Raw genomic sequence first — 12,669 nt, 5'->3', positions numbered from 1 at the left:
CTTACTTCAAAAGTGCTGTATTTACTCTGATACCTCGTCGGGCTTTAGAAGCCAATTAATTATCAATAATTAATTGGCAAGCATTAATTTACACTTAGCATAGTTATTAGTAACTATTTCAGATATGACTAGAAACAATAAATTACGACAAAAATATAATTGGCTACTTTGCCTTATCAGCATTTTAGCTGTCTTATTAGCTACCCTTTATCCATTTGATTTTTCAGGCTTCGATAGTTTTTCCTTATCTAAAATTATCATCAGTTTTAAAAATGCTAGTTCTTTTCAAGACCAAGTAAATAACATCTTGTTATTTATGCCGTTAGGTTTTAGTTTAGCTAGCGGTTTGCAAAACTTAAATATAAAAAAGATACGGCAAATTTTAATTGTCATATTAGCAAGCTTTAGTTTGTCATTAACAGTAGAATTTTCCCAAATATTTTTACCCTCAAGAATGCCGACACCTGCGGATTTAATAAACAACACATTGGGTGGCTTCTTAGGGTTAATTTGTTTTCAAATCTGGCATAATCCCAGCTTTAGCTCTACAGTCAAACAAATAGAAAATAGTAGAGTTAGCCAATCTATTCAAAAAATAATAGGATTTTGTGTTGGATACATAATTTTGGCAGTTTTAATTTCATTTTTATGGCAAACTACTACTACTTTAAGTAATTGGGATATTAACTATCCCCTCATCATTGGTAATGAGAGAACGGGTGATAAACCCTGGCAAGGATATGTATCTGAGTTGCAAATTGCCGATAGGGCTATATCAATAAGTGAGGTAGGAAAAATTTTAGATGAGCCAGGTTATTTTGAAAAATTTGGTGATTCTTTACTAGCAAACTACCAATTAACTGGGAAATGCTGCTATCAAGACCAAACAGGAAAGCTACCCAAATTAATCTGGAAAGGAAACCCTAAAAATCAGCAAGAAAGCAAAGGTGTGTTTTTAAGTGCTGAACATTGGCTACAAACATCAACTCCTGTGACTTACCTGAGTAACAGAATTAGTCAAACATCAGAATTTACCATCAGTACCACCGTTGCCACTGCTAATTTAGAACAGAATGGCCCGGCGCGGATTCTCTCTGTTTCTGGTAATTCTTTACGCCGTAACTGGACATTAGGACAACAGGGAAATAGCCTAGATTTTCGCTTACGAACACCGATTACGGGAGAAAATGGGACAGAGTTAAACCTGCATATACCTAATATATTTTTAGATACAAAACCACATCATCTAGTTATTACTTACTCTAGAGCTACAATCCAAGTGTATGTAGACCAGTTACAGAATGCTTACTCTTTTAATCTCATAGAATTAATTCCTCAACAGCAACGAGTGTTTTATTATGCACTTACTTTTATTCCTTTAGGAATTGGTTTAGCCATATTAAGCCTATTGGCAAAAGGCAGATTAATCTTCTCTCAAGTTGTTCTTTACAGTGGAATCTTGATACCTTCTTTAATCCTAGAAGGTATTTTAGTGAGTGAAAGCGGCAAGACTTTCAATCTGAAACACTTGTTATTAGGAATAACATTTACCGCAGGGACAATACTGGTGTTAAAAGTGAGAGCTTCTCAATTAAAAATGAGAAGTTAATCTGTTTTGCTGTTTATATGTAAGGTGGTAATTCTAAAGGCATGGTTCCTAATAAACCTTTGCGATAATCGGTTAAAAGTTGCCTAGCTGTTCGTTCTACATCACCTTGATTACGATGCTGTGCTAAGGCGTGTAAGTAGGCTTCTCCTGTATGGGGTATGGGGTCGAGTTGGTAGCGGGAATACAAGGGTGATTTTGGTAGTAATTCACCTGCTTGCTCTTGGAGAGAATTTAGTAAATCTACGAGTGCCGCCGCTACTAGCTGATTATCGTAAGAGGCTTGACCAATATCATCACAAATTGCCAGTTTCACTGCTGCTTCTTGATTTCCCAACTTAGCCGGGATGACTCCAGGGGCATCCAATAATTCCAGCTGATCGGAAATGCGTACCCAGCGCAGTTGACGCGTTACACCGGGACGGGCGGCACTTTCGACAACTCGCTTGCCTAATAAACGGTTGATTAAGGCTGATTTACCAACGTTAGGAAAACCAATCACCACAGCCCGCACAGGACGAGGCAACATCCCGCGATCGCGTCTTCTTTGATTCAGTTCTACCCCGGCTGCTTGCGCTGCTTTGGCAACGGCGGTAATACCTTGACCATGTTGAGCATTGGTAAAATATGGTTCTTCTCCCCGATTTTGGAAGTAATCCACCCACAGCGATCGCACCTGGGGCGGTATCATATCTAACCGATTTAATACTAAAACTCGCGTTTTATTTCCCACCCAATCATCGATTTGGGGGTGGTGTGTTGCCAAAGGAATCCGCGCGTCTCTTACCTCAAATACCACATCTACCCGTGATAGCTGTTCTTTGAGATTCTTTTCCGCCTTGGCAATATGACCTGGATACCACTGGATTAGGTTTAATTTATAGTTATCTGTTAAGCCCATAGATTTGGGTATTGGGGATTGGGGATTGGGGATTGGGGATTGGGGACTGGGGTAAAATATCTCCTCTGCTCCTCTGCCCCTCTGCTTATTATTATCCCCTATGGTTTTGATGTAAAATCAGGCGATTGCCATCAGGATCATAGGCGTACATTTCTCTACCGTGGGAAGCTACGGCAATTTCTCCTGGTGGGGGATAACCTAAATCTGTCAGGTGGGCGATCGCATCTTCTAAGTTACTCACCTCTAAACACAGACTCATCTTACTTTTAGCTGAGTCTTGAAATTCTGAATTATGTGTATTTTTGGGTTGAAAAATCCCCAATCTCAACCCAGTAAATTGGAACTCAGCATATACGTTCGGTATAAATTTTATTGGGTTTTCTCCCAAAAAATTAGTGTAGAAATTCGCTAATTGATCTAGATTTAGCGTTGCTATTGTCACAATTGCATCGGTATATTGAATAGTCATTAGTCAATGGGTATTGGGTATTGAGTATTGGGCATCTCCCCAATCCCCTAGCTCCCTAATTCTGATAGTGGAATTGTAATTATAAACTCTGCTCCCTCCCCTGGGGCAGAGATACACTGTAGTTTCCCTTGGTGTTTGTTAACAATAATTTGGTAGCTAATTGATAAGCCCATGCCAGTACCTTTACCTACTGGTTTTGTGGTGAAGAAGGGATCAAATAAGCGATCGCGTACTTCTTCAGTCATGCCTGGGCCATTATCTGCAATGCGAATCAGGACTTGCTGATCAGCAGTGAGTTCAGTCCGAATCAGAATTTGGGGAGTAGGGGGTAGAATATGGGGAATAGGATGTGATTTTTCCCCTACTCCCCACTCACCATTCCCTATTCCCGCTTCTAACGCATCAATCGCATTAGTCAACAAATTCATAAATACCTGATTCATCTGTCCACCGTGACAGAAAACCTTTGGTAAATTGCCGTATTCTTTAATAATGTGAATTTCGCTATATTCTGCTTTAGCTTTTAGGCGGTTTTGTAACAACAGCAAAGTGCTATCGATACCCTCATGGATATCTACTGGCTTCATGCCATCTTCGTCTAAGCGGGAGAAATTGCGTAATGAGAGAACTATCTGGCGGATGCGTTCAGCGCCTACATTCATAGAATCTAAAACTTTGAGCAAATCTTGACTGAGAAAATCTAAATCCATCGCGTAGATTTGCTCATGAATTTCTGGTAATGGTGGGCAGTAGTGCTGTTGATAAAGTTCTACCAAGTGCAGTAAGTCTCTGACATATTCACGGGCATGGTTGATATTACCGTAAATAAAATTTACAGGGTTATTGATTTCGTGGGCAATACCTGCTACCAATTGTCCCAAACTGGACATTTTTTCTGAGTGAATTAATTGCACTTGGGCTTGTTGTAGTTCTAGTAAAGCTGCTTCTAATTGTTGGGCTTTTTCTTCGGCAGCCTGGGCAGCGATGCGACTTTGGCTGTAAAGTTTAGCTTGGTCGATTGCGATCGCAAGTTGATTAGTAACGGCTTGTAGTAGTTCTACTTCATTATCTAACCAAAGTCGAAAACCACTACAAGAACCACAACTAAAAGCACCAATCTCACCGGATTGGGTGTGTACAGGCAAAGACATAAAGGCGGTAAGGCCAAAATCACGCAAAAACTTCTGGGCAGTCGCATCTGTCACTGTTTCTAGGTTATTGATGCGGATCATCTGTTTATTTAAAGTGTTTGCGGCTATGAGTTTAGCTTCCACATCATTAATTTGAGTGGGCAACAAACATTTGTCAGGACAAGTTTGTACCTCATACACAATTTCCCAATAAGGTACATCGATATTTTGTCTGTACCACCAGAAAGCACAACGATCAATTTGCAACAACTGGCATATTTCTTTGACTGCGGTTTCTACAATGGCATTGAGTTCCAAAGAAGCGTGAATCTGACTGGCAAGACGGTTAAGTAAAGCTTCTTTTTGAGCAATTTCTCGAAATTTAGCCTCGGATTCTCTCAATGCTGCTTCAGTTTGTTTGCGCTTAATCCCAATAGCAATTTCATGGGCAGTAATTCTTAACGCTTCAAAGGTAGATTCGCTAAGTATGTGACGAGAAAACATCGCTATTACCCCTAGTGTTTCCCCGTCTATAATTAAGGGATAGCCAGCAAAAGCCACCATACCCTCATTTTTAGCCCATTCTTTGTTACCTACACGCGGATCTGTTTGTACCGAGTTTGTTAAATGGGGTTTACCTTCTTCGGCGATTAAACCAATTTTAAATTGACCAACTGGTACACGTCTATGGGGGCCGTCAACATGGGTATACATTCCCGAACTGACTTGTAATTCTAGAATGTTTTCTTGTTTGTTCAGTATCCAGATGCGGGCAAAGGCAGCTTCTAGATGTTTAACTATAGCCTCGGTGCAACCGTGCATAATCTCTTGTAAGCTGGAACTATGCGCGAGCAAAGCATCAACTTCAGCCCGAAAATTAGCTAACTTGACTTTCTCTGCTAGTGCCTTTTCTGCAAGTTTACGGGCAGTAATATCATGAGAAATACCCAGACAGTACAAAATATTGTCATTAGCATCTTTAATGGTTGAGGCATTACTTGTATGCCATCGCCAACTGCCATTTTTATGCTTTACACGATATTCTATAGCTTCTTGGTTTTGGCCAGTGTGGATAATTTTTGATAAATAATCTAAGCAAAGTGGTACATCATCAGGATGGACAAAGGGGACAAAAGATTGACCGATAACGTCCGCTAATTCATGTCCTAATATATCCTTCCAATTGGGAGAGACATAAGATAGTATACCTTCAGTTGTTAATGTAAAAATAATGTTTTTGGCATTTTCTACAATGTCTTGAAACTTAATATGACTATGACTAAATTCTGTTTCTAGAGGTTGATAACTTTCACGAATTAAAACTATAACTTGCTGTGGAGACAAGGATAATAATCTGACTACAAATGTGCTAGTTGCAGTATAAGTAAAACTGATTGGAGATTGTGTCTGCAAGGCTTGAGCGATCGCTTGCTGAAATTCATCTCTGGCCTGTTCTGGCAGGTATTCCAGGATTTGCCTACCAGGAATCATTTCTGGCAGACTGGAGGGATTTTGCGTCTTTCCAGGCTGATATTTTAAAACAGTGCCATTGGCATCTAGCAGCAAGTATGCGTCTGGTATTAATTGTAAGATAGCTGATAATTCTGATGTTTTTTGGACTAGCTGTTGTTTAGTTTGCTCATGTTCTAAGATTTCAACTTGCAATTTTGCCAGGGCATTGGTTAATTTAGTAACTTCGGAGTTTGATTTTATCACTTAATTTAAAACCTAATTCATTAATGATTTTTAATAACATCTGAAGCAAGGCTTTTTTCAAATAATTCAACATCCTTCAGAAAATATATAAATCTTGATTTAATCCGGGAATTTTATTTAATTGTCAGAGTGCCTATTGCCTGCCTAAGCAAATAATCTCAGGAATAAAATCGGATCGCTATATTATATTATTAAATGTACTAATCTGAAGATTTTACATTATATTAATTCATGCTAATTAATAAAGTATTAGTGAAAATACGTAAATTAGTTAGTAGGGTGCGTCAGTCAGATATTAAATGGGTAGTGAATAATGAGTTATGAGTAATGAGTAGCGAGTAATGAGTGATGAATCAACTAATAATTATCTAAAATATGCAAAAAAGTTATTTCTCAGAGTTAATTTTTGCAAAACTAGACACAAATCAAACAGGATTATTTCTGATTACAAGAGTGCCTATTACCTATTACCTGACTACACAATTAAGAGGATGTTTGAAAAGTCTCTAATGATGTAGCAAATATTTTTAGATACCCCTAAATCCACGCCACTTGCTATAAGTTGGGGAACCCGCCCAACGCAGTGGCTCCCCTTAAAAAGAGGGACTTTGATTCTTATTCCCCCCTTTTTAAGGTAGGGGGGATCTGAATGTACTTAAAGTCACAGCCGAACACTTTTCAAACACCCTTTAAGGTTGAAAATTAAAGTAGACTACTATACAACTGGCAAAATAGGCACTTGCCGACGTTTTTTTGTGTTATAAAACTCACAGAAAATTATCTTAGCGGAAGGCTACGCTATGGAGCCAGAAAAACTGCGACGTTTTAAAGAATACGGTGAACTAATTCTGCAAAAAATTGATTCAGTACCTCAAAATCCTTCTAAACAAGAAGATTGGGTTCCTACTAGCTTAGATGAATGTATTTTGCGTCTCCGAGAAGCTGCTGAGAAAACTGTAGGTCTTGCTACTTCACCTGTAAAAATTGGGGTAATGGGAGAGTTTAGTAGTGGCAAAACTTTACTTTTAGGCAGCTTAATTGGTTATGGCGATGCTTTACCCATTAGTGAAAATCCTACAACGGGGAACGTCACCGCTATTCATATCATCCCCCAAGAGGGTTACTCAACAACACAGGTAGGCAACTTTACTGTGGACTATTTGAGTCGGGAAGGGGTGAATGAGTGCTTGCGCTTCATGTTGGGGGAAGCTAACCAGTGTACCATAGCAGCCGGACTTCCCCCCATCCCAGTCGCTAAACTCAATTCTGGGAAAGAGATTCTTAGCTGGTGTGAAGAAACTTGGAAGAGCAGCAATAACTTAGAATTGCGTTATCTGCTGCGAGAGTTGGTGTTGTTTGTCCGCGCCTACAGTTCCTATGGCGAAGCTTTGTGTGGTAAACGCTACGAAATTGATGCCGCAACGGCGCGTGATGGGTTACAGTTAGCAGAACAGCCAATGGCTATCCAAACCCTGCGCTTTGAAGATTTACCGTCCGCACATATTCGTCTACCAAGTCCACCCCAAAAGCTACTCACCAAGTTATTACAAAATAGTTTTCCCTTAATTCGGCGTATTGATATTGAAGTTAAAATCTCTCAAGAAATTTGGGATGTTACAGGTGCTAATAAATTTATTCTGCTAGATTTTCCGGGTTTGGGGGCAGCGAACTCTGGCGCGAGGGATACATTTTTATCGCTACGGGAATTGGCGGAAGTCCAGACAATTTTGGTTCTTCTGAATGGTAAATCACCGGGGAGCGATCGCGCCAACAAAATTTTCACGATGATGCAGCAACAGCGTCCGGGACAAGAACTCAAGGATTTAATTCTCGTGGGTGTGGGACGGTTTGACCAGTTACCTTTAGAAAGTGAAGGTGGTGAACGGGAATTAGATTTACTCATCGATGACACTCACACTCCCCACCTCACAGCTGAGATGGTGTTGCGAAAGCTCAAGGTTTTACAAACCACCATCGACGGTGCAAGTGCATTTACGATTAATCAAGACCGCATCGTTTTACTATCTCCTTTGTTGGGGTTAGCGGAATTAGCCAAACGTTCAAGTAGTGTGAAAGCTGGTTCACCGGAGTTTTTAGCGAACTTGGATTATCCTGAGTATCTAGAAAGGTCAAAGCGACTACAACAAAAATGGCGCAGGTTGAGCGATCGCCTGTTAGAATCAGATGCACGTCACCATTTAGGGCGGAAGTTGGGTTACTTCGCTCAAGATGGGGGCATTGCCAAACTGCGGGAATTGATTCAAAATCACGTCGCCACTCATGGATTGAAGCAACTGTATGAAGATACCCGTCGTGCAGCTGAGAATTTACAACTACAACAAGAAAACCTCAAAAGCATTATTGCTGAAATTCATGCCCAAGGGATTCCCACCGGCGACAGTCAGGCTTTAATTGACTTGCGAAATGCCATTGAAAGTTTAGATAAAATCTACCGTAATTTTCAAAAAGATTTAGGGACACAACCACTTAAAGACCGTCGCGGAACGGTGGTTAGTGATGTTGTCAAAGACGAATTGACTTTTAGCGTGATTAATTGGAGTCAGTGGACTTTATTATTTAACAAAGTCAACAATGGCACAATTACATTAGCAGAATCAAAAGGTGCAGCAGGTAAGTTATTTGACCGGGGTAATAGGACTAATAACAGCATCCCGACCAAAAGCGATGATTTTTATCCAGCCTTTGCCAAGACAGTCAAAGAATTAGAAGAATTTGCTCGCGATCGCATCCGTCAGGCTGTAGTAGACTTACTCAGTCAATTATCTCACTACATTGCCCCAGAGCGCGATCAACTCTTGACAATTTTGACACCAGAAATGGAACAAGAGATTGAGGCAAAATTTGGCCCGGAAGAAGCCGATTTATTTTATCAATTGCTGTTAGGATGCGACCCCAATAAATGGCAAGACGTAATTTTAGAGGAGATAAATCAACAAGATAAATCTCTTCTCCCGGAAGTTATCTTTCCTCTGGCGCGTCAGGATGAAAAACACAATATTGGTCAAATCTTTGATTGGTCGCCAGAAAAAAATCAAGGTCTACCAAGGGCAGCTAATCACCAGTTATTTGTATTACGATTACGTGATGAAATTACTGCCAGTGCTAGCTTACATCTGGTACAGTATGTCAGCGAAGTTAATCAACAAGTCAATTCAGAATTAGAGGGTATTTTGGATCAAATTATTCCCACTTTACAAAACCTCTCGAAAAAAGATAGCTTGCTGAGATTTATTGCGGCTGGTGACTCCCAATCGGGTGTAGCCGTTCCCACTTGGCTACAGAATCTCACAGAAATTGCTAATATTTCTGATTCTCTAACGGCTAATCAGTAATCAGTAATTAGCCCTAAATTTACTGCTGACTGGTTTGGCCTGTTAAGGAAGATAAAAAATGCCTGTAGAGATTCAACTTGTGCCTCGCTTTCAAGTGCGAGTTAATCATAGGAAGTATTTAGAATTACCAAGTATTCAACTACTTGCTTCTGGTAACAATGTACCTCATATTTCCCGTATCAACTGCACTGTCAAAGGCATACCAAGTGAATTAGCAACTAAAATTCAACAGGCGTATAAAAAGTTTGATTCTGATACACCAAAAATTTCTCAAATTGGTCAATTAGAACAATATCCTTGTAAATTAGATCAACCATTAATACAAGCAATCAACTGTCATTTACGGGTAATGGTGGAATATTTCGATTCTGATCACTCAGGTAATCCACTATTATCTGTAAGACAAAAAGTAGCAGCTTATTGTCATCTGTGGTCACTACCTATGGAACAAAAAATACCAAATAATTCAGGGAGCAATCCGTTTGAAATTCGTAACTATAGTGAAAAGCCAAGCAATGGCAACGGTAAACCTAAAAAACGATTTCCGGGATGGTTGGCGGTAGATTTCGGCACATCAAATTCTACAGTGACACTGTTCGACCCAATTGAAGTGCCAATTGCGGAAGTTTTACCTAGAGAACAGGAAATTAGATTACGCGATCGCCTCTCCCAGTGGTTGAGTTCTCCGGCTGCTGTAGCGTTACCAGAAGTGAATGGCAGTGAGTGGGAAAAGTTTATTGTTGATATTAGTAAAAACCTAGAAATTGAACCGAGTAATTTAAGTGAAGTTTTTAGCAGTGATCATAAACCAAGATTTTTAGAAGCAATTCGCCAAATTGAATTATGTTTAGGTAACAGTGATAGATTTCGTCGCGCCGTCAGCAAAAAACTGTACCAAATTTATCATGAAGTCTTCCGCGTCCCGACATTAGAATCCCAGAATTTAATTCCCGTAGTTTTAGATGTTGATCGTCGGGATACGGAGATACCTAGTGAGTTAGAAGTTTCTAGTTTAGAAGCGTTAAAACTTCGCATGGGTAGGGAAGCTAGGGATAACAGAAAGAAAGCGATTGCCCAAGGAACCAGCAGTTCTTTAAAAGAAATTATTAGCAGATTTCACCATTCACCCAAACGTTATTTTGGACAAGATAGAAATTTTTCCGTGATATTGGATGGCGAAGAAGATATTATTAATGTTAACCAACTCATCCAAGCAGCATGGGCGCATTTAATCGAATTAACAGAAGATTATCGTCAACGCGCTAGACGCAGATTTTCCGAAGGAGATTTTTTAACAGCCGTTGTCACCTATCCCACCGTCGCACCGCCTGTAGTCAGGAAAGAAGTTAAACAATTAGTCGAACAATTGGGGATTGATGACGTACAAACAGCTTACGATGAAGCTGTTTCTGTTGCCATCTTCTTTTTATGGCGAGAATTTGGCGGGAATTTGAATATTGGGATTGAATCTTTTAAAACCCGTTGTCGCCAAGAAAACAATAAATGGTCACAAAATGTTCTAGTTCTAGATATTGGTGGCGGCACAACAGATTTAGCATTAATTGAACTTACCTTAGAAGATAATACTCCCTACTTTGCTAATCATGAAGACCGGGGTTTAGGAGGACGTTATTATAAATTGACTCCGAAATTGTTAGGTTCTTCGGGACATTTACAGTTAGGTGGTGAGTTAATTACCCTGAGAATATTTAGATTATTGAAAGTTGCGATCGCTGACTTTTTACTCACAGCCGTTACCAGAGGCGACATCGAAAGCGACAAACTAGAAGACTTAATCAACGCTGAATTAAATGAACGCTTTTTAGAACAAGGTAAATTCAAAAGCGGTAGTTTATTAAAATGTGTTGATAAAGAAAATCCCGAAGGTGATGCAGCTTATAAAGACGCGTTAGATACCGCCGAAAAAGTCATCCCCACCCGTTGGCAACAAGCACCCCAACGCCTGCAAACCTTTTACACCCTTTGGGATCATGCGGAAACTGCTAAACTTAAACTTGGTCAGAAACCTGATAATTCCCTCTTAACTTTCAACATTTCCGAACAGCAAATTGCGGAACTTCTCACCCAAAGTGCAATTAAATTCCAGGTAAGAAACTCTGAAAGTATTTGCGTCACTTTAGATAGTCAACAATTTGAACGCGCCGCTTCCTCCGCTATCAAAGAAGCAATTGGGATTGCAAAAGGTTTAATGGAAAGCCGTTTACGTCCTGACAGCAACAATATAGATCCCTGGAATACCCATAAAGTTGATTGGTTAATTCTCTCCGGTAAAACTTGTAATCTCGACTTAGTACAACGCCAGATTTACCAAGAATTTAGCAAATCTCCTTACTTTGTTTGGAATCCTGAGCGCATCACCTTTGTTTTGGAGTACACCAAACTCGCCACCTCAGCCGGTGCTTGTTACGCTGAGAAATTACGAAGATTAAGATTTGACCCCGAAGAATCGAAAGGATTGTTACGTAAAGGCGCAAACCAGTTAGAAATAGACGTTAAAAACCTATTTTATTACCTACCCTGCAACTTTAAACGCAAAACCCAAAGCAACGAACTCCTGACAGTCTTCAAAGCTGGACAGGAACTCTATCAACTCTCACCCTCAGAAAACGTCGCCAAAGTGCGAACCAACTGGTTAGGGATACAGTTAACTAACATCATTTACCGCCAAGACTACGAGGATGGAGACTTACGCCTATGGGGTAGCTTCGACGGTAAACACCTGATGGAACAATTGAGAATGGAGGAAGGGGAGTTCCTGAAAAAAATCAAAGTCCAGTTTGAGATTGACCAAACCCTGCAATTTAATGTTTTATTGTGTCAAGGAAATCCCCATTACTTAATAGATGTTCCCGGAATTGATATTAGCGCAGCATTATCACAAGTTTCAGCAACATCATTATTTGCTAACGGGAAATTGCAATGGAATATCGCCGTCGAACGTCCTTATAAAGACTTAAACGATGGTGATATCGCCGTCAACGTCATCGAATCAGCCACCGTTGATCATCCCGATGCTTATCATTTGGTATTTGAAGTCGATAAAGATGGTAGCAAACCTCTGCAACAATTCCATTATTTACGTGATGGTATGCGCGAACCAGGAAGCGGTTTAATTAGTAATCCTCTGCCTCCCTTTCCCTACGCTAATCAGCACACGTTTTATATGTACCAAACCGATATGGAAACTAATACTAAAAAGTGGATACGTATTGGTGCATTGAAAAAACCTGATGTCAACACAGATTATCCCTGTCAATATCGTGTCACTATTGACGATCGCGGTATGCTGCGTATCCATGCAGGCGATGTACCTTACTGGACATCACCAGATTTAGAATGTTTGACACAGGAAGGATGCGTCTACTGTGGCGAGTTGGATTTACAGCCGAATGAGGTTGATAAAGAACGCGATCCTTTTTCCGGTATACACTGAGAAACCTCACGCAAAGGCGCAAAGACGCAGAGAGTTTTCT

At 40.1% G+C, this 12,669-nt stretch carries 6 protein-coding genes; 3 read left to right on the top strand and 3 right to left on the bottom strand.

Annotated elements, in window-relative coordinates; genetic code table 11:
* Positions 1 to 124: 124 nt before the first annotated feature.
* The gene (locus tag NOS7524_RS15220; protein ID WP_015139366.1) at positions 125 to 1,609 is read left to right on the top strand and encodes a VanZ family protein; all 1,485 of its coding nucleotides are present in this window, start codon (positions 125 to 127) and stop codon (positions 1,607 to 1,609) included.
* 13 nt (positions 1,610 to 1,622) lie between these two features.
* Here NOS7524_RS15220 and ylqF read toward each other — a convergent pair whose 3' ends face one another.
* The 3 genes from ylqF to NOS7524_RS15205 form a co-directional block, all read right to left on the bottom strand.
* The gene (ylqF, locus tag NOS7524_RS15215; RefSeq protein ID WP_015139365.1) at positions 1,623 to 2,507 is read right to left on the bottom strand and encodes a ribosome biogenesis GTPase YlqF; all 885 of its coding nucleotides are present in this window, start codon (positions 2,505 to 2,507) and stop codon (positions 1,623 to 1,625) included.
* A 91-nt stretch (positions 2,508 to 2,598) separates the two neighbouring features.
* Entirely contained in the window at positions 2,599 to 2,976 is a 378-nt protein-coding gene (locus tag NOS7524_RS15210) for a VOC family protein (RefSeq protein WP_015139364.1), read from the bottom strand.
* Positions 2,977 to 3,023: 47 nt separating this feature from the next.
* Positions 3,024 to 5,822, bottom strand: a complete 2,799-nt coding sequence (locus NOS7524_RS15205; protein WP_015139363.1) for a GAF domain-containing protein — start codon at positions 5,820 to 5,822, stop codon at positions 3,024 to 3,026.
* Positions 5,823 to 6,622: 800 nt separating this feature from the next.
* Between NOS7524_RS15205 and NOS7524_RS15200 the strand changes: the two genes are divergently transcribed.
* Both NOS7524_RS15200 and NOS7524_RS15195 read left to right on the top strand, forming a co-directional pair.
* Positions 6,623 to 9,175 (top strand): dynamin family protein, encoded by a 2,553-nt coding sequence (locus NOS7524_RS15200; protein ID WP_015139362.1) that lies wholly within the window; start codon positions 6,623 to 6,625, stop codon positions 9,173 to 9,175.
* Positions 9,176 to 9,233: 58 nt separating this feature from the next.
* Entirely contained in the window at positions 9,234 to 12,629 is a 3,396-nt protein-coding gene (locus NOS7524_RS15195; protein WP_015139361.1) for a virulence factor SrfB, read from the top strand.
* Positions 12,630 to 12,669 lie beyond the last annotated feature (40 nt).

It is taken from the genome of Nostoc sp. PCC 7524 (genome assembly GCF_000316645.1).
GTDB lineage: Bacteria > Cyanobacteriota > Cyanobacteriia > Cyanobacteriales > Nostocaceae > Trichormus.
The sequence above is the reverse complement of the archived record's forward strand: the minus strand, read 5'-3'. Positions and strand labels throughout refer to the sequence as shown.

Bases quoted from the DNA above. Each gene is read 5' to 3' on its own strand.
- NOS7524_RS15210 (WP_015139364.1), bottom strand. From the start codon at position 2,976: ATGACTATTCAATATACCGATGCAATTGTGACAATAGCAACGCTAAAT.
- NOS7524_RS15220 (WP_015139366.1), top strand. From the start codon at position 125: ATGACTAGAAACAATAAATTACGACAAAAATATAATTGGCTACTTTGC.
- NOS7524_RS15200 (WP_015139362.1), top strand. From the start codon at position 6,623: ATGGAGCCAGAAAAACTGCGACGTTTTAAAGAATACGGTGAACTAATT.
- ylqF (WP_015139365.1), bottom strand. From the start codon at position 2,507: ATGGGCTTAACAGATAACTATAAATTAAACCTAATCCAGTGGTATCCA.
- NOS7524_RS15195 (WP_015139361.1), top strand. From the start codon at position 9,234: ATGCCTGTAGAGATTCAACTTGTGCCTCGCTTTCAAGTGCGAGTTAAT.